Raw genomic sequence first — 22092 nt, 5'->3', positions numbered from 1 at the left:
TAAAACTTTTTTTGAACAGGAGACTACAATATGCCCGATAAGAGTGTCCTGATGCTTTATTTTAAGGACATAGAGAGTTTTCCCCTGTTAAGCCATGACGAGGAGATAAAACTTTCTACGCGTATCAAGAGGAATGAGCTCCGCGCGACAAGGCTTATGATACAGTCCAACTTAAGGCTTGTGGTAAGTATCGCGAAAAAATTTATATATACAGGGCTTCCTCTGCTTGACCTTATTGAAGAGGGTAATATGGGCCTTATGAAGGCTGTAAAGAAATTTGACCCCAAAAAAGGTTACAGGTTTTCCACATATGCCGCCTGGTGGATAAAACAATATATGATGAGGGCCATCTCAAACCAGGCAAAGACTATCAGGGTGCCTGTATATATGAATGAACTGATAGTGCGTTATAAAAAGGCTATAGAAGAACTCAACCATAAGCATTCCCGCACGCCTACTGCCAAAGAAATAGCCAGAAAGATGCGGCTGTCTGAAAAAAAGATAAACAAGATAGCCCGGATAGCCAATGTCCAGCCGACATCAATAGAAACCCCTATAGGTGATGAAGACACGGGTAAATTTTTAGAGCTTATTGAGGATGAGTCGGCTACATTACCTGATGAGAGATTGGCTGAAACTTTCAGGGATGAAAGAATACAGAAACTGCTTACCTGTTTGCGCGATAGAGACAAGAGGATACTGCTTTTGAGATTTGGTATAGACGGCAACGATATTCTCACACTGCAGGAAATCGCCAAAAAACTTAAAATAACAAAAGAGCGGGTTCGTCAGATAGAGTTTAGGGCCATCAAACAGCTTAAGGAGCTTATCATTGAAGACGCTATCAAAAACGGCTCCGGAGAGGGCGTGTCTCTGTGACAAACGATTTTAAGCAATGGATACGGGATATAAAAGATTTTCCAAAGGAAGGGATAATATTCAGGGATATTACCACCCTTTTATCGCGAGGCCAAAACTTCAAAGATATTATTGACGTATTCGCCACGCGATATGCCCAAAGCGCGATTGATAAGGTAGTTGCTATTGATGCCAGGGGTTTTATTTTTGGCGGAGCGATTGCCTATAAACTTGGCGCCGGTTTTGTGCCTGTTCGTAAAAAAGGCAAACTGCCATATAAAACCGTATCAGTCCAATATGAGCTTGAATACGGCACGGATACACTGTGTATTCATGAAGACGGCCTTAAAGCTAATGAGCGTGTTTTGATAGTTGATGACCTTTTGGCAACAGGCGGGACCGCCAAAGCAGTATGCGATTTGGTGAATACCCTTAATGCCAAGATTGTTGAGCTGGCATTCGCGATTGAGCTTAGCGACCTATGCGGCAGGCAAAAATTGCAGGGCTATAAAGTTTTTTCACAAATAATATATTGAGATTTTGATTCTAATTGCCCCTATAGCTCAGATGGATAGAGCAGTGGTTTCCTAAACCATGTGGCCGTGTTCGAGTCGCGGTAGGGGCACCATCTTTAATTGGAGTGACTCGTACTTGTCGTTTGAAGTGAGAGTACTAGATCCCTCGCTTCGCTCCCAATGACAGACGTTGCCCATGTGTCATCCAGAGCGGCAGGCTGCGAGGCCAGAGTAAGCCGCGAAGGATCTGGACGTGACCCCTGTGTCATCCAGAGCGGTATCAGCGAGGTAAGCTTCGTTAGCGAAGGATCTGGGAGTGAAATGAGTACTGGATTCTTCGTCGCGCCTTCGGCGCTCCTCTGAATGACAGGGGGTAACCCACGTGTCATCCAGAGCAGCGGGGGGCGGGGCCAGTGTCATGCGCCTGTCATCCAGAGCGGCGATAATCGGGGCAAGAGTGAGCCGCGAAGGATCTGGACGTGACCCTTATGTCATCCAGAGCGGCAATAATCGGAGCAGGCGTTGGCCGCGAAGGATCTGGAAGTGATTTGAAATTTTCTTAATTAATACACTAACCGTATCATAAATTATATTGGCTTTTATCTTTTAATCTGTCCGGAACCGTATCGTTGCTATTTGCTGTAACCGTATCATTAATTGAACAATCAGCAACATAAATAAGAGGGACTATGAAAAAATACCCATTATCAGTTGTTACATTGACTAAGAATTCCGCTGATAAGATTATTGACTGTCTTGATAGCGTGATATGGTGTGATGATATTGTTATTGTGGATGACTTTAGCAAAGATAATACACTTGAGCTTGTGAAAAAATACACATCCAATATATGTCAGCGGAAATGGGATAATGAAGGCATACACAGAAATTTTGCTTATGATTTGGCCAAAAATGAATATATACTTAGCTTGGACAGCGATGAAAGGGTGACGCCTGAATTAGCCCAAGAAATAATTTCTTTAATTGAATCCGGTTTCAAGCACAATGGATACGATATTCCCCACAGAAACTATATAGGAGGGTATTGGATACAATACGGCGGATGGTATCCCAATGCCAAAACAAAACTTTTTAAAAAATCGGAATTCAGATACAAAGAAGAAGAATATCATCCGCCGGCTGTTATGGCAGGAAAACGCATGCGCCTTAAAGGAGAGCTGATTCATTTGGCTTATAAGGACATTGCTGATATGGTTAGTAAGGTAAACCATCAGACCAATTTTGAGGCCAGGAAATGGTTTCGCGATAAAAGAAAGATGTCTCTGGCGCGGGCTATACGCAAGACTATAGATAGGTTTATTAAGGCATTTGTGCTCAAGCAAGGCTATAAGGACGGTTTTACAGGCTTTATGCTTGCGTTAATGGGCGGTTTTTATCAGATACTTGCCTACGCGAAATACGCGGAACTTAAAGAAAAGAGCGAAAAGACATGCTGATTGATTTCCATTCGCACAGCCTGTTAAGTGATGGTGTTTTATTGCCAAGCGAACTTATACGTAGATATGCTGTAGCGGGTTTTGACGCGATAGCCATTACCGATCATGCCGATTCGTCCAATATTGATAATATAGTGGCTTCACTTGTTAAGGTATGCCGGGAAATTAATAAATACTGGGCAATACGCGCTATACCTGGCATAGAACTTACGCATATCCCGCTTGAACAATTTGCTCCTTTGGTAAAATATGCCAGAGAAAACGGCGCGAAGATTATCGTTGCCCATGGGCAAACGCCTGTTGAGCCGGTTATTGAAGGCACAAACAGGGCGGCTATTGAGGCGGGGGTTGATATCCTGGCTCATCCGGGAAAAATCTCTGTTGAGGATAGCCTGCTTGCTAAAAATAATAATGTCTATCTTGAGATAACTACAAGAAAGGGGCATTGCCTGGGTAATTGTCATGTCGCGCGGGTAGCTGTCAATACAAAAGCCTCTCTTGTTATAAATACCGATTTTCATGAACCGCGCAATATGCCAAGCAGGCAATTATTCGCGCGCGTAGCAAGGTCTGCAGGGCTTTCTTCCAAAGACATAGCCGCAATAGATGCCAATAAGGAGCGCTTATTGAATAAAGCGCTTGGCATATAGTATCGCGGGTATCGAGTATTGCAAGCGTCCTATTTCTGGAGTGAGACGAGTATTAGATTCCTCGCTTTGCTCGGAATGACAGGCGTTCTTCGCCTGTCATCCAGAGCGGCACAAGGCGAAGCACGCCTCGGCCGCGAAGGATCTGGGAGTACCCCACCTGTCATCCAGAGCGACAGCCAAGCAAAGCACGCCTCGGCCGCGAAGGATCTGGGAGTACCCCACCTGTCATCCAGAGCGGCACAAGGCGAAGCACGCCTCGGCCGCGAAGGATCTGGGCGTGAAATGAGTACTGGATTCCTCGCTTTGCTCCCAATGACAGAGCCGCTTGAAATAATAAACGTTAGGCATTTATCCAATTATGCTGTTGACAATTCGTTGGATATTTTATATTATTAGATAAAAAGGGAGGGATCGTAAATGATAAAGCATATCGCGTTATTGGCAGTTGCGGCAATTCTTTTTTCCGGTTGCGCGAGTTCAGGTTCCTATAAAAGCAGTGACAGTACTGCCTATAAGAGCCTTGATGTTGCTACTGCCTTGAAATTTGAGGATGTGCCCGTGCCTACAGGATTCAAAATTATCGGCCAGCAATCCTTTACCTTTGAAAATGATGCTTTGCGTGTTGGTATCCTGAAATTTTCCGGCAGGATCAATCCTGACCAGACAGTGACATTTTATAAAGACCAAATGCCGCTTTACAATTGGCACTTTGTTAATATAGTTGAATATGGCAAGCGTATAATGAGTTTTGAAAGAGACGACCAGAATTGCACAATACTCATTGAACCTTCAGGCATGAGCACATTGCTTACAATTTCCGTTGCCCCGAAAGCCGGTAGAGCGGCTACGTATAAACCCATTAAAAAAGAATAGGGGTTTTGTAGATATTGCCGCGCTAAATATGTTATATATTAATGAATATAATTATTGACACAACGCGCTTTGTTTGTTATTATTAAAGTAATTTAAAACGGCTCAGACGCCATAGATGATCTGAATAAGGCAAAGAAAGGGGTGAACTCAAAAAGCCGCAGGGTCATCAAATATATGGTGAGTAATATAGCAAACAATAAGGGCCTAAGTTAGATAACATAGTGCCCATTTAAAATAAAAACAAGGAGATTCACGAATGAGATTATTCACAGTATTATGCGTAGCAGCATTAGTAGTTGCTTTTGCTGTTCCGGCATTTGCTGAAACACAGAATATTAAAGTATCTGGTGACATCAAAGCCGCTTATGTGTATCAGAAGAACCTTGATTACACAGACAACGACAAGAATAACCAGAACTTCTTTGTTCAGCAGGTCGGTTTAAATGTAGAAGCAGACTTAACAGACAATGTATCAACATACGTTCGTCTGATTAATGAAAGGGATTGGGACGGTATCAATTCATCAAGCACAAATTTTGACATCATGTTGGATGAGGCCTACGTAACATTAAAGGAAATGCTTTATGCTCCTTTAACCGTTAAACTTGGCCGTCAGAATATTTGGCTTGGTAAGGGTTTTGTGATCGGTAATGCCGGCGTTTCGCAGTGGGCATTAGGATCACTGCCTTCAACAGTTAGGGAATTAAGCGACTTAACAGCATTTGATGCTGTCAGAGCCACATTAGACTATGATCCCTGGACAGTTGATTTGATCTATTCCAAGATCATTGAAGATGACGTTGCTTCATATGAAGATAGGAATCTTTATGTCGCGAACGTAGGCTATGATTTTACAAAATATGACGCTGAAGCTGAAGCCTATTATATATATGTTCACGACAAGCAGAACCGCACCATAACGGGCAAGACCAATAACCTCCATACTATCGGTTTGAGAGGCAGTTTGGTTCCCTTTGACAACATGAATCTATGGGCAGAAGGTGCTTATCAGTGCGGCGAATATCGCACATCATCGGTTAACGAAACACGCAAGGCCGGTGCGGTTGATGCTGGTATTGATTACACATTTGCTGATGTAAAATGGACACCGAAGGTCGGAGCAGAGTGGACATGGCTTTCCGGTGATAAGGAAGGTACAAACAAATACGAAGCCTGGGATCCTCTCTTCAGAGGTAAGTTTGACAGCTATATTTCTGATTTCAGAAATATTACAAAACTTGCCACACAGGGCGGTAGTATTGCTGCAGCCAATGATTATGGCATGACAAACCAGCAGTCAATCGCACTATTCGGTTCAATTGCGCCTATGACAGATATCACAATGGACGCAAGGTGGACATATCTGTGGCATGATCAGAAGCTGACTTCATCAGGCGATGAAAGCAAGAGGCTTGGCCATGAAATTGATGGTAAGGTCGCTTATGATTACACAGAAGATGTGGAATTCAATGTTATGGGTGGCGTATTCTGGCCAGGTAAGTACTACAAGTCACCTGATAACAAAGCAGCTTCACAGATAATCGCAGGTGTATCAGTAGACTTCTAATAAATTTCTTAGAAGTTAGATATAAAAAGAACCCCCGGGTCAATCCGGGGGTTCTTTTTTGTTGTTGCAAATGTCCTGTTTTAAGGCATCCTTCGTACTATGCCATCCGAAGTAATCCGTATGTGCCGTTCGGAGTGAGAGTATTAGATTCCTCGCTTCGCTCGGAATGACAGGCGTACTTTGCCTGTCATCCTGAGCGGGAACGGCGAAGCAAGTTTCGTTAGCGAAGGATCTGGAAGTGAAATGAGTACTAGATTCTTCGTCGCGCCTTCGGCGCTCCTCTGAATGACAAGCGAGGCGCTCCCAATGACAGAGTGGAGCGCCCGGAATGACAGGCGTTCTTTGCCTGTCATCCAGAGCGACAGCCAAGCAAAGCACGCCTCGGTCGCGAAGGATCTGGGGGTGACCCTTATGTCATCCTGAGCGGAACCGGCGAGACAAGAGTCGTTAGCGAAGGATCTGGGAGTAAAATCAGTACTGTATCCTTCCTCCGCGCCTTAGACGTTTATTTTAAATTGAATTTAATACTACTAATCAATTGACACTCCTATATGTATAGTATTATAATTAGTATAAATAGAAAGGGGTAATTAATGAAAACTTTATATACGTGCCTTCTATTAGGGTTGCTGGTATTTACGGGATGCGCCGGTTTGGAAGCTCCTTCGCCACAGCGTTTTATTCCGCCATGGAGCGGCGCCTCACCTCTGCATTTAGGCGACAGCAAGGACTATGTCCGCGAGCAGTGGGGAGAGCCGGAGTATATTAAAGATTTAGGCCATGACGAAGTAGGCCTTGTTAAAGAAGAATGGGTCTATGCCGGCAGAAAACTGCCTGTCATTGAAATAGAGCCTAAGATGCTCGTTAAAGGCGACAACCTGATATTCGCAGGCCGCGCGCTTGTAGGCTACAAGGAAAAGGACGCGGAATGAGAAATATCCTTTCATTTCTTGTTATTGTAATTACATTTTCAAGCGTTATTTTTTTGCTTTGGCGCCAACGGGTCAGAAATTTTTCTCAGGTAAAAGCAACACTCGGCGGCTATTGGGATGATTCGGAAGAAAAAAGGAGGTTCCGCAGGTTTAAAAAAGAGCTTAATGTGAATTGCAATATACCGGGTAAATCCGGATACACCTATAAAACCTTTACAAAAAACGTTTCGGGAGAGGGCATATGCCTGTCTGTCCCGGAAATGATACCCCAGGGCGGAATAGTTGAGCTGGAGATTGGTATTCCGGACAACAGATATATCAGGCTTACCGGTGAGACTGTCTGGGTCAATGAAATACAGCAAGGCGAAAACGGCATTGAGCGCGTATTCAATGCCGGTATCAGATTTTTAAAAATCAGCGATCAGGACAGGGTTGTATTAAATAATTTTTTAAATGAGATCGCAAGGTAATATATAAATAAGGAGGTAAGGTATGAATGAAACAATCGCCACGTTTAATAAGAATAAGTTTGAGGAGATAAGAATAGGCATAAAAGAATATAAGGGTTTTGACCTTATAGACCTTAGGGTCTGGGTTGATTCAAAAGAGGCCGGTTCAAAGGTACCGACGGCAAAAGGCCTTTCTTTGAACATTGAACTGTTCCCGCAGTTTAAGAAGGCTGTGATGAGCCTGGAAGAGGCCTTAAGAAAAAACAACCTACTCGCTGAATAACCCCCGGCCTCGCGCTGTAAAGAAAGAGGCGGGTTATGCCTGATGAGACAAAAGACCTTGAGCAGATTTTCAGGCTTTGCGCGCAGGGAGATAATAATGCCTGGGCTTTGTTTGTTGAGATGTTTACCCCATTGGTCAACAGGGCCATAAGGCACAAGGCATTGTCTCTTTTTATGCGGCTGTCGTCGGATGACGCAGATGAGATATACCAGCAAACGTTTACCAATATCTGGCGCAGGAAATCGCTTGAGCGCATAGCAAAGGCCAAGTCCATCCCGGCATACCTTACGGTAATTGCTCAACATGCTACGATAGATTTTTTCAGGGAAAACATACACCAGGATAATACTAAACAGGCATGGCGGCAAAACCAGCTTTATCAGCCTCGGCCTGGCATTGGGCCCAGGGATATCGCGGAAGATAATTGCCTTAGCGAAACCATCAATGAATTCATAAAAGGCCTTACCGAAAAGGAACAGCGCGTAATGAGCCTTGAGCTTGTGCATCAATTGAAACACCGCGAAATAGCGTTTATAATGGGTATTCCCGTTAATACGGTCTCAACGATAATATCGCGCTTAAAACAGGCCCTGCGGCAAAGGCTTGAGGAAAAAGGTTATGGGATATGACAGCGAAGAGATAAACCGCAAGGCAGAAGACATTTTACGAAAATCTTTTTTACCTGCGCGATGCCAAAAGGATGCCGGCCCCTGCCCAAGCGATATTGAAATGGCGGATTTCATCAGTAATAATATGGCGCCTGAAGTCCGGGAAAGGATATCGGAGCATGTTCTCTCCTGCGCCAAATGTTTTAATACCGTCGCCATAAGCCTTAAGGCGCTTAACGGAGAAGATTACCCTGTCTATGGCCTGTCCGCGCCTTCGGTCTTGGCCAGAAAACGGGCGGCCGGACTGGCCCGGGCAAATAAGGGAGGCCGTCTTAAGGCTTTCTTAAAACGCAATAGTTTTATGGTTATAGGTTGTATTTTTTTGGCATTATCATTTGCATTTAAAAAATATTTTATGCAATTACTGCTTGTTTCCGGCATATGCGGCATAAAATGGGTAATGGATACCGGCAGTACGAAGGCGCTGATTATGATATACGATACGTGGAGAAACCGTAAAGAATATACCCGTGATGATGATATGGGCGGCAAAGACAGCCGCGGCGCGTATCGGCCGGGGTCAAAAAACAGGCTTTAAAAAATCATCTTAAAAAAATGACAACCGATCGTATATCCATTTCGCTGGTAATACCGGCATATAATGAAGAAAAGGTAATTGCCCAAAACTTAAAAAAAATACTGGCGTATTTTACCGCCAAGAAAATTACTTTTGAAATAATAGTTGTTAATGATGCCAGCTCCGATAAAACCGGAGTTATCGTGGCGGATTTAGCGCGTAGATTTTGTCAGATAAGGGCCATATCAAGCCCGGTCAATAAGGGTAAAGGTTTTAGCGTTAATTGCGGTATGCTTGCCGCGTCTGGGGATTATATCGCCTTTTGTGATGCCGATCTTTCAACCCCCATTGAAGAGCTTGACAAGATGCTTGCCTTGACGGCCGATAATTATGACATTATTATCGGCGAAAGGACGGCAAAAGGGTCTGTAATATTGAACCAGACTGTTATGAGGCGCGGCATGGGAAGGGTCTTTAATTTTATTACGCGCCTGCTTGGCCTGACAAAATTTCATGATACCCAATGCGGATTCAAACTATTTACCCGGAGGGCGGCGCATGACATTTTTAAAATGCAAAAGCATATGGGTTTTTGTTTTGATGTAGAGATTTTGTATCTTGCCGGCCTTTTGGGCTATGCCGTAAAGCCGGTCCCTGTGGTATGGCTGAACAGGAGAGATTCCAAGATAAGGGTTATCAGAGATTCATTAAGAATGCTTTTGGGGCTTTTCATCATTAAAATTAGGGCAATTACAGGCCAATATGAAAAAAGATAGGGCAGTCTATATTGCCGTGTTCGCGTTGATTTCACTGATACTGCTATGCCAGTATCAGGTTCGCGCGCCAAAAAGAGGTTTTTCGGATTACCGCGTATATTATGACGCCGGAAAAGACATGCTTGAAGGCAGAAGTATCTATGAATACAATGCCGATGAGATAACCCCTTTTAAATACGCTCCGGTATTCGCGGTATTTATGGCGCCTATATCGGTATTTAGCAAACCTGTCTCGGCAGGAATATTTTTCACCCTTAACATGTTATGGCTTTTTTTGATCTTTGAGATCTCGCGCCGGATGATATTTTTTGAAAAAATGGCTTCAGGGCGCCAATATCTTGTTTTCGCGGCGGTTTTTTTGATATCATTCAGGTCAATTCTTCATTGCCTGCACAGCGGCCAGGTAGGTATTTTAATAGTCTTTTTGGTTTTATACGGGCTGTTTCTTATAGGCCGCGGGCGTGATATAGCGGCAGGTTTCTTGATAGGTTTTGCCGTTATGATAAAGTATATGCCATTTGTGTTTGTTTTATATTTTTTGGCAAAAAAGAAAATAAAAGCGGCATGCGCCGTGATAGCGGCCATGGCCTTTTACGCTTTTTTACCGTCGGTTATCACGGGTTTTAAGGCCAATATCACGCTTTTGGGGCAATGGCTTCCGCATATCACGTCAACATCTCTTGACGGCGGGTCTTTTCTTGATATTAAAAACCATTCGCTTTGGACCATAACAAGAAGGCTGGCAGGGGCAGGAAACGAGATGCCTGCCTTGATAGCAACAGTTGTTATCTTCATATTGACATTTTATTTAATCTTGAAACCGTCGCCGAAGGATAAGCAAAATAACGGCAAAACGCTTTTTATCCAGAGCGTTGATTATGCCATGCTTTTTATAATCATGGTGCTTTTTAACCCCAATGCCTGGCTTCATAACTTCGCGGCAATGGTATTTCCCCTGACAGTAGTTTTTTATTATCTGTTAAAAGGGGGTTTTAAGGAGCGGGGGGTTCTTTTTCTGCTGATTGCCTCGTTCGTGCTGTCATCGTCGGGAAGTTATTCAATAGCCGGCAAAGCGGCCCAGGCAATGTTTGAATATTATGGAGCGATAATATGTTCAAGCCTTTTGCTGTTCTGGGCGCTTCTAATCATTAAATCAAAAGGATGTGACGCGTGAAAAAAGATATAAAGGTTATTGATGCATCATTTGAAAGTTATTACTGTGTTTTTTTAACACTCTCGTGCACTTTAAGCTGTGAATATTGCGTGCAAAAGATATCCTGCCCGGCGGTCGCTGCGGCGAAATATCCCGTAAGGCGGGGAGCTGATTGGGTTGAGGCATTAAACAGCCTTGCCAACAGGAGAAAAAAGCGTTTTTTAAGGAGAGCCAAACGCAAAAAAATTTCCATAACCGGCGGCGAGCCGACGCTTCATCCTGATTTTGCCTTTATTGTCAATAATCTTGACAGGGACTGGGCCATTACCGTGACATCAAATTTATTTTCACCCTTTTACAGAAATAATTCGTCCATTAAAAGCATAAGCCGGCGCTCGGGCCTGAAATTTAATTTTTCACACCATTTTTTGTATACACCCGTTGATAAATTCATAGATAACCTTAAAAGAGTAAAAGACGGGGGGCTGTATGTCCATATTATATTTATCGTTGCCCACCCTGACCATATTGACGACGTCAAAAGATACCGTGACAAACTGCTAAAGGCTCATCCGCTGGTAAAGCTCCAGCGCTTTACGGGCTATTACAAAAATACCCTGTATCCTGTTGAAAACGGTTACGATATTGAATGTCAACAGCAGGACGGGATACGCAATTATGCCGATTACAGGCAGGGATTCAGCCAAAAGAACAAAGAAGATATGTTTTGCCGCATGGGCAAGGTATTGTTTGCCCCAAACGGAGATATATATAATTGCCATTACAAGCTTTATACCGCGCACAATGATAAATTTGGCAATATATTCAGCAAAGGATTAAACATCAGCATGCCTTCCGATTTTTTCCTCTGTCATGATTATGGATTTTGCAACCCATGTGACTCGGAAGGGCACGCGTTTAAAAAACCCGGCGCCAAAGAAGCCTTTAACATATCTTTTTAGCCTTGTATGAAAAATATACTGATTATCGGGCATTCCAATATCGGCGATGTTTGCTATAATATGGCCGTTGTGCGGCCTTTGAAAGATGCCTATCCCGGCGCTGTGTTGTCTTTTGTGACATCGCCGCGCTGCCGCGAACTCGTGGAAGGATACAGAGGCATAGATAATGTGATAATCTATGACAGGAGCGGCGCGGACAAAGGTTTTATAAACCAGGCCAGGTTTGTCATGGGTTTAAGAAAAACAAACTTTGACCTGGCAATCGCGCTCAAAAGCTCTGCCAGATATGTTTTTTTGCGCTCACGTTCGGTATGGAGCGTTGGGAACAATAAAAATGCCCATATACACCCTGTTGATAGATATCTTGCCCTGTTAAGGCAAAATGGGATAAATTGCCCTTCGGCGCGTTTTGATTTTGCTCTCGCGCGAAAAGACGAAGATTTCGCCCTTGATTTTTTTAAAAAAAATAATATCAGGCAAGGCGAGGCCATCGCCGGTATAATGCCTTTGGCGGCATGGACGCTCAAAAGCTGGCCTGTTGAAAGATGGAACAGCTTAGCGGACAGGTTAAAGCGCGAAAAAGGCTTGAAAGTAATCGCCCTTGGCAAGAGTGACGGGAGTAAATTCTCAAGCACCGTATTGTCATCGCTTTCGGCCGATATAATAAGGGCGGGCCAGACTACTTTAGAACAGGCCATCGCCTTAATAAGTAAGTGCAATGTCTTTATCGGGCCTGATTCAAGCCTTTTACACATTGCCAGCTGTATGGGCATCAATAGCATAGGCCTATACGGCCCGACATCTATTGATTGTTTTTATCCGTATTTTCACCGCCATAACATAGTAAGGGCCGCAAAAACTTTGCCATGCATGCCGTGCTGTCCGGGGATGAATGTAGTTTGCAACAAAGACGTGATAAGGCATGATTTTGGCCCGTGTATGCAGGAGATAAGGGTTGATGAGGTTTTTGATAAAATCATGAAAATAACAGAAAGGGCACGCGGATAATATGAAAATACCCGCTATATTATGCGTAATGATATTGATATTTGCTGTCAATACCTGCTCTTTTGCCGAGGACAAACCGCAAAATCAAAGCGTGGGTCCCAAACCGGGTATGGAATTTAAAAAGGTAGGTTCTGTAAACCGGCTTGTGCCGGAAGGAACGCAAGTAACTGATGTTAATGGGCTAATAATATTTGAAAGTATTGATGAGTTTACTGCCCGCAGGTTTCTTGAGACAAATTCTCGCCTTGAAAACATAGAAAACCGCCTTGACAACTTTGATTCCCGCCTTAAGGATATTGAAAACTGTCTAAATGATAGGTCATAACGCGGCTTAAAAGGCTATAGGGGTGGCTCATGTGTCATTCCGAGCCTCGCTTGTCATTCCGAGCGTTACCACTGTCATTCAGAGGAGCGCCGAAGGCGCGACGAAGAATCCAGTACTCATTTCACCCCCAGATCCTTCGCTAACGACTCTGGCTTCGCCGGTTCCGCTCTGGATGACACATGGAGTACGCCTTGTCATTCAGAGGAGCGCCGAAGGCGCGACGAAGAATCCAATACTCGTCTTACTTCCGCAAATAGGACGCCTCCAATACCGCGCATATAATTCACTTGACAAAATAGACAATTATGGTAATTTATTACCATAATTATGGTGAAAATATGATATCTTTTCGTTCTAAAATAACAATAAAATTGCTGGATTATTTTTTTCTTAACCCCGATGCCCAGGCTTACATTAATGAGTTGGCCAGGATTTTAGAAATTGACCCTAAAAATACCGAAACCAAGCTTAAGGAATTGGAAAAAGGAGGCCTCTTAAAAAGTGAGTTTCGTGGAAAGCAAAGATATTATTTCCTTGCGAAAAATAATCCGATTTTGGAGCATTATCGCCAAATATTCTTAAAAACCTACGGTATAGAGAAAAAACTTAGCGATATGGTTAATAGGATCAAAGGGCTTCAGGAAGCTTATTTATTCGGTTCATACGCGGCTAACAAAATGGATTCTTCAAGCGATATAGATATTTTAGCTATTGGCACACATTCTGTTTTGGAATTGCAAAGAGCCATCGCTATATTACAGAAAGATACAGGCCGCGAATTTAATGTGATAAACTTAAGCGATAAAGAGTTTGAGAAGAAAAAAAAGGGTAAGAACCCTTTTCTGAACAATATTTTTAAATCTAAAATCATAAAGCTTAAATGAGACAAGATCGTTTGTCATTCCGAGCATCCCTATTGTCATTCAGAGGAGCGCCGAAGGCGCGACGAAGAATCTAGTACTCTCACTCCGGACGGCACACGGAAGTCACACCCAGATCCTTCGCTAACGACTCTTACTTTGCCGGTTCCGCTCTGGATGACAGGCGAAGAACGCCTGTCATTCCGAGCGAAGCGAGGAATCCAATACTGACTTTCAGGCGGGTCACCCTCTGTCATTCCGAGCACCACTTCTGTCATTCCGAACGTCACCACTGTCATTTAAGAGGAGCGCCGAAGGCGCGACGAAAAATTCAGTACTCATTTCACTCCCAGATCCTTCGCGGCTGACGCGTGCTGCAATTATCGCCGCTCTGGATGACAGGCGTATGACGCTTGCTCCGCCTTCGGCCACTCTGGATGATAGGGGGCATTTCCATTGAGCACATAGGGTGTGTCCAAATAGGACGCCTGCAATACATATACTGACACATGGGTCAGCCCAGACGTAACCCCGTTTTAAATAGTTCTTGATATATATAATCTTTTTTGATAATATATATCCACATGAAGAAGAAAAAAATATCTGCTGGTGATCAAATTATTGCGCAGACTTGTTATTTTAGTGATATAAAAGGTTATAAATACAAGCTGTATCCTGATACTTGTAAACATATCCGATTAATGCACCCAGAAATTGAAAACCCGGTTACATTTATACAAAAAGTTTTTGACAAAACATTTGCTATATATGAAAGCACGAAGAGTAGAGAAATTTATCTTTATTACAATATAAAAAGTAAGAGCCTTTATCGTGTGGTCGTGGCAAACATTATTAATAGAGTTATAAAAACTGCTTATATTAGTGATAAATTGAAGAAAGGTGATTTAATATGGATAGACAAAAGCCTTTTGCTCCACTAAGAATGGCCTACGATAAAACAGCGGATGTGCTTTATTTGTGCTTAGGCGTTCCTAAAAAAGGAATTAGTGACATGGATGAAAACGGTATTATAATTAGAAAAGACCCTATAACTAAAAAAGTTTTTGGGTTAACCATAGTGGACTTTCAAAAAAAGTTTTCATCTAACAAGCCCAGAATGATAAATAAGCATTTGATGGGTATATTCCAAATGGCTTAACCCGCATCTGTAGCACCATAAGTAGCTTCTTCTTAAGAGGTTGCTTTTTTTGCCGCTCTGAATGACAGATGGCAACTTCTGTCATTCCGAGTACCACTTTTGCCATTCCGAAAGTCACCACTGTCATTTAAGAGGAGCGCCGAAGGCGCGACGAAGAATCCAGTACTCGTTTCACTCCCAGATCCTTCGCGGCTGACGCGTGCCGCAATTATCGCCGCTCTGGATGACAAGTGGGGCACCCGTTGTCATTCCGAGCGAAGCGAGGAATCTAGTACTGATGCTCTGGATGACAGAGGGGTCACACCCAGATCCTTCGCGGCTGACTCTTGCCTCAATGATCGCCGCTCTGGATGACACACGTATGACGCTTGCCCCGCCTTCGGCGGCTCTGGATGACAGGCGTATGACTCCGGCCTCGCCTCGTGACGCTCGCAAGGGCAGAGGGGGCCTTCGGCAAGATATTAAAGCCATGCGCGGGTATCAAGACTGCGATAGCTTACGGCTTCAGCAATATCCTCAACATCAATCACAGGCCTTGCCGCGATATCAGCTATGGTTCGTGCCACCTTGAGAAGTTTGGCATATCCTCTAGCGCTTACAAACAATTCATGCATAGCTTGTTTCAGTATAGAAGAGGCCTCTTTTGTGAGCGCGCATACTTTTTCTATATCCTTATATGAAATCCGCGCGTTCAGGGCATATCTATTTCCGCGATAACGCGCGCTCTGTATGGCCTTGGCATTGTCAATTCTTGATTTTATCGCGGAAGATGACTCAATGCCTGATTCCGACGATAACTGGTCGTAATCAATCGGGCTTATCTCAACATGCATATCTATGCGGTCTAAGAGAGGGCCTGATATTTTAGATAAATACTTGTGGACCTGATGGGGTGTGCATACGCAGGTCTTTTTGGGGTGTGTCAGATATCCGCACGGGCAGGGATTCATGGCGGCAACAAGCATGAAATCGCATGGATATGTGACTGATTTGCCGGCGCGTGTGATGCGGATAACCTTGTCCTCAATAGGCTGTCTAAGCGCCTCAAGGACATCGCGCCTGAATTCCGGAAGCTCATCAAGAAAGAGCACGCCATTATGGGCAAGGCTTATCTCGCCGGGGTTTATATAATTTGACCCGCCTCCGAGCATGCCGGCATCGGATGAAAAGTGATGCAAGGCCCTGAAAGGCGGCCTGGTAATCAAGCTTTTGTTATTAAGTAAGCCCTGGATACTATAAACCTTGCTCGTCTGGATAGACTCTTCATTGGTCAGGGCGCCCATAATGGTAGGGATACGCTGGGCAAGCATTGTCTTGCCGGTGCCAGGAGGGCCTATAAACAATATATTGTGGCCGCCGGCTACGGCAATTTCTACAGCCCTTTTAGCGTGATAATTACCTCTAATATCGGAAAAATCCATATCATTATTTTCATTATTATCAGCCGGCAAAGCAGGCCAAACTCTTGGCTCGGGCAATGTGCCATTGGCGATATAGCTGACGGTTTCAGCAAGGCAGGAAACAGGCATTAATCGGGCATTATTTATCGCGCGCGCTTCGGGCATGTTTTGCCAGGGCAGGATAAGTTCCGTATCAGGCGTTTCTTTAATATCATCTGCCACGCAAAGCATACCGTTTACCGGCCTAAGGCTTCCGTCAAGAGAAAGCTCTCCGCAAAATACCTTGCTGTCCAAGGCCTTCTGGCTGATCTTGGACTCGGCAGACAATATTGCTATGGCAATGGCAAGGTCAAACATCGCGCCTTCTTTACGCAGATGGGCAGGAGCGAGATTGACGGTTATTTTTGAGCATGACATCTTAAAACCTGAATTTTTTATAGCAGACATGACTCTTTTGGCAGATTCGCGGCAGGCGGCATCAGGAAGGCCTACTATGGTAAATGACCGTATGCCGCTTGAGATATCAACCTCAACGTCTATGTGGCGTGAACTTGTTCCGGTTATTGTCCTTGATTGGCATTTGGCAAGCATCTGCAGGCTCCTCTGGCAAAGGTTTCTGGCCATTTTTTATATAATTGATAGGGCTGTTGGCTGTCTTTTTAGCTTTAAAAGGCATCCTGAATATGTGTTATGGTGTATCTTTTCCCGAAAAAACGTTTATTATGAATGATTCCTATGGCGTCAAAACGAACGGGGACATTATCAATACGATTGTTCATAAGCCATATCTGCGCAAGGGTCTTAATGCGTTCAATTTTTAGAGGAGTAATTGAATCCAGCGGGTCTTCAAAAAAACCCTCCCGGATGCTTCGCACTTCAACAAAGATAAATATCGGGCCTCTTTTGGCAATAATATCAAGCTCCCCTGCCCGGCAGTAATAATTGCGCCCGATTATCTTGAATCGCTTACGCCTCAAATATCTAACGGCAATGCCTTCGGAAATTTTGCCAAGAGAGAGCCTATTGGCAAACTGTCTATCAGTCATCCTGGAAAGCAGAGAGCACCAATTCGCTCAATTTGTCTTTTAAGGAGTCATTATTAACAGAAACCCTATTATGCCATTTGCCGTCTTTGCCTAATTCCTGCGGCATGCTGACAAATAAGCCGTTTTTGCCGGAAACTATTCGTAACCCTTTTACAATAATACAGTTACAGATAGAAATATCAGCAAAGCCTTTTAATGCCCCATCGCCCTCAAGTTTATACAACCTTTCCACGTTTACATTAATATTTTGATCCATGTTCCCCCCTTTCTTTAGAGGTTTTGCTCCATCCCGGCAAAGAGGAGGAAGCGGTTTTGATTTGTCTTTATTTGTATTGACGCAGGTTTAATAAATTTTCTTTCAGATATTTTAGATATTTTCATAAAAAACGTTGACAATTTTTGAAATAATGATATATTTGTAGTAAAGTATAACTATTTAATAAGATTTTAAAAACCATCTGTCGTTTGAAATCTCCAAACAAACGGCCAAAGGGTAGTTATGTTTATAAGAAAAATAAGCTTAATACTTGTAATATTATACGCGATAGGATGCCAGTCCGGCTCGACCTATGCCCAGGATAATAAAATCAAGGGTTATAAAAATCTGTGGAAAAATAATGACTATCTTTATAATAAGATGGCCATAGATCTGGTAAACGGCAAGGCCAATACAATCTCCGTTGACAAGATGTCGCAACTGCTTAAAAAATATAATATTGTCCAGTTTGATAATCAAATAAATCCTTCGGAAATGAGGGTAATCACCAATGAAATAGCTTATGGTATGATAAAAGATTATTATCTGCCTCGTTTTGAAGACAAGATAAAGGTATATAAAAAATCACTTGAATTATCCAAAGTAGCTGACCCGGTAGTTATAAACCATGCCAATATTGCCAGAAATGCCTATAATTATAACGCGAGCCTGATTGTGCCTGTCAATAATGCCACCATAACACAGGATAAGCATATTGACGCAATGCACTGGCCCGGTATGCAGTCACAGGTATCTTCGGCTATTGAAAAATTATGGATAGGCAGGATACAGGCGCTTTCGCCCGCGGCGGCAGTAAAGATCTATGAAAACACGGGCCTTACATCAGCGCTTAGCGCTTTGAAAAAAGTATATGACGGAAGCAGCTATGCCGGCGTGGAACCCGCGTTCAATATTAGCAATACCAAACTTGATAATGCTATTAACAGTGTGTTTGAATCGTGGCAGTCAAGGGGTATAATAAATCCGGAAAAACTGCCCTCTCTGGCAGGCCTTCTTAAACGCTATATCATATTAAGCAGTGGCGAGGACATAAATAAATTAGCCAAAGATATAAGAAAGTTTGAAGATTTGGACTCACTCCATAAAGCGCTTATAACAAAGATAAATATGGTTAGCCAGAATATTAAGCAATACAACCCGTCGGATTACGCGGCAGTGGCAATGCTCCAGGGCGTATTAACAGACATATCATATGAATCGTCATTGATATCCAGCCAAGACGCAAAATTAGAGCGGCAGTAAGCGGGGCTAGAGTAGGCCGTGTGTCACAAGAGTGACTCATGTGTTACGGTCGGACGAGTATTAGATTCTTCGTCGCGCCTTCGGCGCTCCTCTGAATGACAGGCGTTGTCCGCATGTCACAGGGGCACTCGGAATGACAGAGGGTGACCCGTGTGTCATCCAGAGCGGCGGACGGCGGGGCAAGCGTCATACGTGTGTCATCCAGAGCGGCAATAATTGAGGCACGCGTCAGCCGCGAAGGATCTGGGAGTGAAATGAGTACTGGATTCTTCGTCGCGCCTTCGGCGCTCCTCTGAATGACAGGCGTTGTCCGCGTGTCACAGGGGCACCCGGAATGACATGGGTGTGAAACAGCAGGGGATGTCAACAAATGAAACAATATTTTGTTTACATCATGACGAATCATTCCAAGACATTATACACCGGCGTTACAAACAATTTAGAAAGACGAGTGCTTGAGCATAAAAATAATTCAAACAAAGGTTTCACTAAAAAGTATAACATAGACAAATTGGTATATTACGAAACAACAGATAATATAGAAGACGCTATTACCAGGGAAAAGCGGATTAAGGGCTGGAGCAGAGAGAAAAAAATAGCTTTAATAGAAACGCTTAACCCTAATTGGCATGATTTGAGTAAGTATTAGATTCTTCGTCGCGCCTTCGGCGCTCCTCTGAATGACAGAGGGTGACCCCGTGTGTCATCCAGAGCGGCACGAGTCGGGGCAAGCGTCATACGCCTGTCATCCAGAGCGGCAATAAGCGAGGCCAGCGTAGGTCGCGAAGGATCTGGGAGTGAAATGAGTACCAGATTCCTCGCTTCGCTCGGAATGACAGGCGTTCTCCGCCTGTCATCCAGAGCGGCGATAAGCGAGGCCAGAGTAGGCCGCGAAGGATCTGGGATTGACCCGCGTGTCATCAAAAAAATTATTTCGTTTTTTTAAAAAAAATTATTGACTAATTCATGCTTATCTGATAAAATAAATAAACTTTTTAAATACCGCAAAAAACCTTAAAGGAGAAAAACAATGACTAAACGATTATCTATAATATTAACCACTGTCATATTAGTTGCCGCTTTTAGCGCAACCGCCTGGGCGCAAATGCTTTCGGCGGATCTTCCCGACATCCAGGGCCTTAAAATAGGCGATACCAACGCGCGCCTGCATGTCGGCATGAAAACAAGCTTAATCTACGATGATAATATATACCTGTCAAAAGATAATGAAAAAGACGACCTTATAACAGTCCTTGAACCTATGGTTGCTGTTGTAGCGCCTTTTGGCGATAACCGCTTTATCGCGGAATACAAATTCAGCCAATATCTCTATGCTGATTACACCAAAGAAGACCACCCGGATCATTTGGTAAAGGGTTTGATTGAGATAAATATGACTGATTATCAACTCACCCTTGCCGAGCAATATCAGCGCTTTACAAACCGCGCCAATATGGAAGATTCCTCGCGCATAAGACAGCAAACCAATAACTTCAGGGCGGGTATTGCCACAGTCAATGAAAACAGGCTTGGCTTTGACATAGGCTACCGCAACAGGGTAGAGGATTATATCAGCAATCAGATAATCACCGGTAATATGAAATATGACGACAAGGACAGGATGTATCATATAGCTGATATTCAGTTGCTTTACAGGTTTGCCCCAAAGACATCATTAATACTTGAAACAGACCTCGGCTGGATACGTTATGACAATGACTACAACTCCGATTCATTCTATGTTGAACCTCTAATCGGAATCAAAGGCGAGATCACCAATAAGATAACAGCTAATATCCGCGGCGGTTACAGGCAGCAGGAATACGAGACATCAAGCCTTGTTATAAACGAAGATTTTGAAAGCGCTGTTGTCCGCGGCGGCATTGACTTCCAGATGACAAAAGACGATATGCTCAACCTGGCAGTTGAAAGAAGCGCCTATGAATCAACATACAAGACTATAAATTACTACGAAGGCACATCCGGCATCCTAAAATATACTCACGCTTTTTCCAAGAAGCTGTCACTGTCGCCATACGGCACATACCAGTGGCACCGTTACCCTAAGGAAACCACCGAGGACTCCGATACCAAAAAGAGGCGGGATAAGATATTTGGAGGCGGAGTTTCCCTCAAATATCTTATGCGTGAATGGGTAGCGTTTGAGGCAAAATACGACTACAAGGAAAAAGATTCAAATTTTGACAAATTTGATTACAAGGACAATGCCGTCACGGTATCAGCTACAATAGGCTTCTAAAACATGCGGCGTATAACGGTAATCATTCTACTTTTGTCTTTAGGCGTTGTCCCATGCCTGGCGCAGAGCCCTGAATACAGGCTCCAGCCCACCGATGTCCTCAAGATAACAGTCCACGACCAGGTGGATCTTGATACAACCACCCGTATCACAGCCGAAGGATATATCACGTTTCCCCTTATAGGAAAGGTCAAGGCCGAGGGCCTTACCGTGCGCGAGCTTGAAGCAGAGATAAAAAGACTGCTTGAGCTTGATTATCTTGTCACGGCACAGGTCCTTATTTTTATACAGGGCTATCATACAAGGCAGGTATCTGTCCTCGGCGAGGTCAATCTGCCGGGTAAATACGATATGCCCGAGGAAAAGACTGTAACACTATTGCAGGCAATTGCCATGGCAGGGGGCTTTACCAAGGACGCCCTGACCAATGAGACACAGGTCATGCGCGAAAAAAACGGCCAGACGCAGACAATGATAGTGCGCGTAAATGATATTACTAAACGAGGCATGACCGAAAAAGACATGGCAATAGAGCCCGGAGACGTTGTATTTGTTCCGGAGAGCTTTTTTTGGGTATCGGTTATAGGTGAGGTCAATACTCCGGGTAAATACAATATACCGGAGGAAAAAAGTATAACACTGCTTGAGGCAATTGCCCTTGCCGGCGGATTTACCAAGGACGCGGATATTAACCAGACACAAATTATGCGCGTCACAGACGGGCAGACCAAAACCATTATCGTAAGAGTATCCGACATTACAAAGAAGGGCCAGAAAGACCAGGACATAGCTATAGAGCCGGAAGATGTGATATTTGTTCCGGAGAGTTTCTTTTGACATTTATGCCGGGTGGCA

At 43.8% G+C, this 22092-nt stretch carries 27 protein-coding genes and 1 tRNA gene; 25 read left to right on the top strand and 3 right to left on the bottom strand.

The features are described from left to right. The first annotated feature begins 30 nt into the window (after nucleotides 1-30). From PHV77_02460 to PHV77_02365, 20 genes are all read left to right on the top strand, one after another. A complete protein-coding gene (locus tag PHV77_02460; protein ID MDD5504160.1) occupies nucleotides 31-879 on the top strand; it encodes an RNA polymerase sigma factor RpoD/SigA in 849 nt (282 codons plus the stop codon). Continuing rightward, on the top strand, nucleotides 876-1394 hold the full coding sequence (locus tag PHV77_02455; GenBank protein MDD5504159.1) for an adenine phosphoribosyltransferase: 519 nt from the start codon (nucleotides 876-878) through the stop codon (nucleotides 1392-1394). The genes PHV77_02460 and PHV77_02455 overlap by 4 nt, the downstream gene beginning before the upstream one ends. Nucleotides 1395-1410: 16 nt before the next feature. After that, a tRNA-Arg gene (locus tag PHV77_02450) sits at nucleotides 1411-1486 on the top strand. 576 nt (nucleotides 1487-2062) lie between these two features. Continuing rightward, the gene (locus tag PHV77_02445; protein MDD5504158.1) at nucleotides 2063-2830 is read left to right on the top strand and encodes a glycosyltransferase family 2 protein; all 768 of its coding nucleotides are present in this window, start codon (nucleotides 2063-2065) and stop codon (nucleotides 2828-2830) included. Then, nucleotides 2824-3480 carry a histidinol phosphate phosphatase domain-containing protein gene (locus PHV77_02440; GenBank protein ID MDD5504157.1) on the top strand — a complete coding sequence of 219 codons (657 nt, stop codon included), beginning with the start codon at nucleotides 2824-2826 and terminating at the stop codon, nucleotides 3478-3480. Before PHV77_02445 ends, PHV77_02440 begins: the two co-directional genes overlap by 7 nt. Nucleotides 3481-3498: 18 nt before the next feature. Further along, nucleotides 3499-3876, top strand: coding sequence for a hypothetical protein (locus tag PHV77_02435; protein MDD5504156.1), 378 nt, complete (start codon nucleotides 3499-3501; stop codon nucleotides 3874-3876). A 21-nt stretch (nucleotides 3877-3897) separates the two neighbouring features. Then, the gene (locus tag PHV77_02430; protein MDD5504155.1) at nucleotides 3898-4353 is read left to right on the top strand and encodes a hypothetical protein; all 456 of its coding nucleotides are present in this window, start codon (nucleotides 3898-3900) and stop codon (nucleotides 4351-4353) included. Between the two features lie 256 nt (nucleotides 4354-4609). Continuing rightward, nucleotides 4610-5920: a porin gene (locus PHV77_02425; GenBank protein MDD5504154.1), complete on the top strand. Its 1311-nt coding sequence runs from the start codon at nucleotides 4610-4612 to the stop codon at nucleotides 5918-5920. Nucleotides 5921-6513: 593 nt separating this feature from the next. After that, nucleotides 6514-6852, top strand: coding sequence for a hypothetical protein (locus PHV77_02420; GenBank protein ID MDD5504153.1), 339 nt, complete (start codon nucleotides 6514-6516; stop codon nucleotides 6850-6852). After that, nucleotides 6849-7322 (top strand): PilZ domain-containing protein, encoded by a 474-nt coding sequence (locus tag PHV77_02415; GenBank protein ID MDD5504152.1) that lies wholly within the window; start codon nucleotides 6849-6851, stop codon nucleotides 7320-7322. Before PHV77_02420 ends, PHV77_02415 begins: the two co-directional genes overlap by 4 nt. Before the next feature lie 22 nt (nucleotides 7323-7344). Further along, complete coding sequence (locus PHV77_02410) at nucleotides 7345-7584, top strand: transcriptional coactivator p15/PC4 family protein (protein ID MDD5504151.1); 240 nt, start codon at nucleotides 7345-7347, stop codon at nucleotides 7582-7584. 35 nt (nucleotides 7585-7619) lie between these two features. Next, on the top strand, nucleotides 7620-8213 hold the full coding sequence (locus tag PHV77_02405; GenBank protein ID MDD5504150.1) for a sigma-70 family RNA polymerase sigma factor: 594 nt from the start codon (nucleotides 7620-7622) through the stop codon (nucleotides 8211-8213). Further along, nucleotides 8203-8790, top strand: coding sequence for a hypothetical protein (locus tag PHV77_02400; GenBank protein ID MDD5504149.1), 588 nt, complete (start codon nucleotides 8203-8205; stop codon nucleotides 8788-8790). The genes PHV77_02405 and PHV77_02400 overlap by 11 nt, the downstream gene beginning before the upstream one ends. Before the next feature lie 17 nt (nucleotides 8791-8807). Continuing rightward, entirely contained in the window at nucleotides 8808-9545 is a 738-nt protein-coding gene (locus PHV77_02395) for a glycosyltransferase family 2 protein (GenBank protein MDD5504148.1), read from the top strand. Then, nucleotides 9532-10719, top strand: coding sequence for a glycosyltransferase family 87 protein (locus PHV77_02390; protein ID MDD5504147.1), 1188 nt, complete (start codon nucleotides 9532-9534; stop codon nucleotides 10717-10719). The genes PHV77_02395 and PHV77_02390 overlap by 14 nt, the downstream gene beginning before the upstream one ends. Then, nucleotides 10716-11660 (top strand): radical SAM protein, encoded by a 945-nt coding sequence (locus PHV77_02385; GenBank protein MDD5504146.1) that lies wholly within the window; start codon nucleotides 10716-10718, stop codon nucleotides 11658-11660. The genes PHV77_02390 and PHV77_02385 overlap by 4 nt, the downstream gene beginning before the upstream one ends. A 6-nt stretch (nucleotides 11661-11666) precedes the next feature. After that, on the top strand, nucleotides 11667-12668 hold the full coding sequence (locus PHV77_02380; GenBank protein MDD5504145.1) for a glycosyltransferase family 9 protein: 1002 nt from the start codon (nucleotides 11667-11669) through the stop codon (nucleotides 12666-12668). Between the two features lies 1 nt (nucleotide 12669). Further along, nucleotides 12670-12993, top strand: coding sequence for a hypothetical protein (locus PHV77_02375; protein MDD5504144.1), 324 nt, complete (start codon nucleotides 12670-12672; stop codon nucleotides 12991-12993). A gap of 305 nt (nucleotides 12994-13298) precedes the next feature. Continuing rightward, a complete protein-coding gene (locus PHV77_02370; protein MDD5504143.1) occupies nucleotides 13299-13877 on the top strand; it encodes a nucleotidyltransferase domain-containing protein in 579 nt (192 codons plus the stop codon). An 886-nt stretch (nucleotides 13878-14763) separates the two neighbouring features. Next, nucleotides 14764-15012 (top strand): hypothetical protein, encoded by a 249-nt coding sequence (locus tag PHV77_02365; protein ID MDD5504142.1) that lies wholly within the window; start codon nucleotides 14764-14766, stop codon nucleotides 15010-15012. 461 nt (nucleotides 15013-15473) lie between these two features. Here the strand turns inward: PHV77_02365 and PHV77_02360 are convergent, their stop codons facing one another. Genes PHV77_02360 through PHV77_02350 form a run of 3 tightly spaced genes read right to left on the bottom strand, consistent with a single transcriptional unit; the run spans nucleotide 15474 to nucleotide 17714 of the window. Then, on the bottom strand, nucleotides 15474-17036 hold the full coding sequence (locus PHV77_02360; GenBank protein ID MDD5504141.1) for a YifB family Mg chelatase-like AAA ATPase: 1563 nt from the start codon (nucleotides 17034-17036) through the stop codon (nucleotides 15474-15476). A 41-nt stretch (nucleotides 17037-17077) separates the two neighbouring features. Next, nucleotides 17078-17458 carry a YraN family protein gene (locus PHV77_02355; GenBank protein MDD5504140.1) on the bottom strand — a complete coding sequence of 127 codons (381 nt, stop codon included), beginning with the start codon at nucleotides 17456-17458 and terminating at the stop codon, nucleotides 17078-17080. Next, complete coding sequence (locus tag PHV77_02350; protein MDD5504139.1) at nucleotides 17451-17714, bottom strand: septation protein SpoVG family protein; 264 nt, start codon at nucleotides 17712-17714, stop codon at nucleotides 17451-17453. The genes PHV77_02355 and PHV77_02350 overlap by 8 nt, the downstream gene beginning before the upstream one ends. A 243-nt stretch (nucleotides 17715-17957) precedes the next feature. Here PHV77_02350 and PHV77_02345 point away from each other — a divergent pair, with 243 nt between their 5' ends. From PHV77_02345 to PHV77_02325, 5 genes are all read left to right on the top strand, one after another. After that, a complete protein-coding gene (locus PHV77_02345; GenBank protein MDD5504138.1) occupies nucleotides 17958-18977 on the top strand; it encodes a hypothetical protein in 1020 nt (339 codons plus the stop codon). 370 nt (nucleotides 18978-19347) lie between these two features. Further along, the gene (locus PHV77_02340) at nucleotides 19348-19626 is read left to right on the top strand and encodes a GIY-YIG nuclease family protein (GenBank protein MDD5504137.1); all 279 of its coding nucleotides are present in this window, start codon (nucleotides 19348-19350) and stop codon (nucleotides 19624-19626) included. Nucleotides 19627-19677: 51 nt separating this feature from the next. Next, the gene (locus PHV77_02335) at nucleotides 19678-19923 is read left to right on the top strand and encodes a hypothetical protein (GenBank protein ID MDD5504136.1); all 246 of its coding nucleotides are present in this window, start codon (nucleotides 19678-19680) and stop codon (nucleotides 19921-19923) included. Nucleotides 19924-20007: 84 nt separating this feature from the next. Continuing rightward, nucleotides 20008-21237, top strand: a complete 1230-nt coding sequence (locus PHV77_02330) for an outer membrane beta-barrel protein (GenBank protein MDD5504135.1) — start codon at nucleotides 20008-20010, stop codon at nucleotides 21235-21237. A 3-nt stretch (nucleotides 21238-21240) separates the two neighbouring features. Further along, nucleotides 21241-22074: a polysaccharide export protein gene (locus PHV77_02325; protein ID MDD5504134.1), complete on the top strand. Its 834-nt coding sequence runs from the start codon at nucleotides 21241-21243 to the stop codon at nucleotides 22072-22074. Nucleotides 22075-22092: the final 18 nt, after the last annotated feature.

The organism is Candidatus Omnitrophota bacterium, from assembly GCA_028716165.1.
Taxonomy (GTDB): domain Bacteria; phylum Omnitrophota; class Gorgyraeia; order JABMRG01; family JABMRG01; genus JAQUQI01.
The sequence above is the reverse complement of the archived record's forward strand: the minus strand, read 5'-3'. Positions and strand labels throughout refer to the sequence as shown.

Coding starts and splice junctions, on each gene's coding strand:
- PHV77_02430 (MDD5504155.1), top strand. CDS start 3,898: ATGATAAAGCATATCGCGTTATTGGCAGTTGCGGCAATTCTTTTTTCC.
- PHV77_02390 (MDD5504147.1), top strand. CDS start 9,532: ATGAAAAAAGATAGGGCAGTCTATATTGCCGTGTTCGCGTTGATTTCA.
- PHV77_02440 (MDD5504157.1), top strand. CDS start 2,824: ATGCTGATTGATTTCCATTCGCACAGCCTGTTAAGTGATGGTGTTTTA.
- PHV77_02420 (MDD5504153.1), top strand. CDS start 6,514: ATGAAAACTTTATATACGTGCCTTCTATTAGGGTTGCTGGTATTTACG.
- PHV77_02365 (MDD5504142.1), top strand. CDS start 14,764: ATGGATAGACAAAAGCCTTTTGCTCCACTAAGAATGGCCTACGATAAA.
- PHV77_02375 (MDD5504144.1), top strand. CDS start 12,670: ATGAAAATACCCGCTATATTATGCGTAATGATATTGATATTTGCTGTC.
- PHV77_02395 (MDD5504148.1), top strand. CDS start 8,808: ATGACAACCGATCGTATATCCATTTCGCTGGTAATACCGGCATATAAT.
- PHV77_02345 (MDD5504138.1), top strand. CDS start 17,958: ATGTTTATAAGAAAAATAAGCTTAATACTTGTAATATTATACGCGATA.
- PHV77_02350 (MDD5504139.1), bottom strand. CDS start 17,714: ATGGATCAAAATATTAATGTAAACGTGGAAAGGTTGTATAAACTTGAG.
- PHV77_02425 (MDD5504154.1), top strand. CDS start 4,610: ATGAGATTATTCACAGTATTATGCGTAGCAGCATTAGTAGTTGCTTTT.
- PHV77_02415 (MDD5504152.1), top strand. CDS start 6,849: ATGAGAAATATCCTTTCATTTCTTGTTATTGTAATTACATTTTCAAGC.
- PHV77_02400 (MDD5504149.1), top strand. CDS start 8,203: ATGGGATATGACAGCGAAGAGATAAACCGCAAGGCAGAAGACATTTTA.
- PHV77_02380 (MDD5504145.1), top strand. CDS start 11,667: ATGAAAAATATACTGATTATCGGGCATTCCAATATCGGCGATGTTTGC.
- PHV77_02360 (MDD5504141.1), bottom strand. CDS start 17,036: ATGGCCAGAAACCTTTGCCAGAGGAGCCTGCAGATGCTTGCCAAATGC.
- PHV77_02445 (MDD5504158.1), top strand. CDS start 2,063: ATGAAAAAATACCCATTATCAGTTGTTACATTGACTAAGAATTCCGCT.
- PHV77_02405 (MDD5504150.1), top strand. CDS start 7,620: ATGCCTGATGAGACAAAAGACCTTGAGCAGATTTTCAGGCTTTGCGCG.
- PHV77_02355 (MDD5504140.1), bottom strand. CDS start 17,458: ATGACTGATAGACAGTTTGCCAATAGGCTCTCTCTTGGCAAAATTTCC.
- PHV77_02460 (MDD5504160.1), top strand. CDS start 31: ATGCCCGATAAGAGTGTCCTGATGCTTTATTTTAAGGACATAGAGAGT.
- PHV77_02370 (MDD5504143.1), top strand. CDS start 13,299: ATGGTAATTTATTACCATAATTATGGTGAAAATATGATATCTTTTCGT.
- PHV77_02330 (MDD5504135.1), top strand. CDS start 20,008: ATGACTAAACGATTATCTATAATATTAACCACTGTCATATTAGTTGCC.
- PHV77_02325 (MDD5504134.1), top strand. CDS start 21,241: ATGCGGCGTATAACGGTAATCATTCTACTTTTGTCTTTAGGCGTTGTC.
- PHV77_02410 (MDD5504151.1), top strand. CDS start 7,345: ATGAATGAAACAATCGCCACGTTTAATAAGAATAAGTTTGAGGAGATA.
- PHV77_02340 (MDD5504137.1), top strand. CDS start 19,348: ATGAAACAATATTTTGTTTACATCATGACGAATCATTCCAAGACATTA.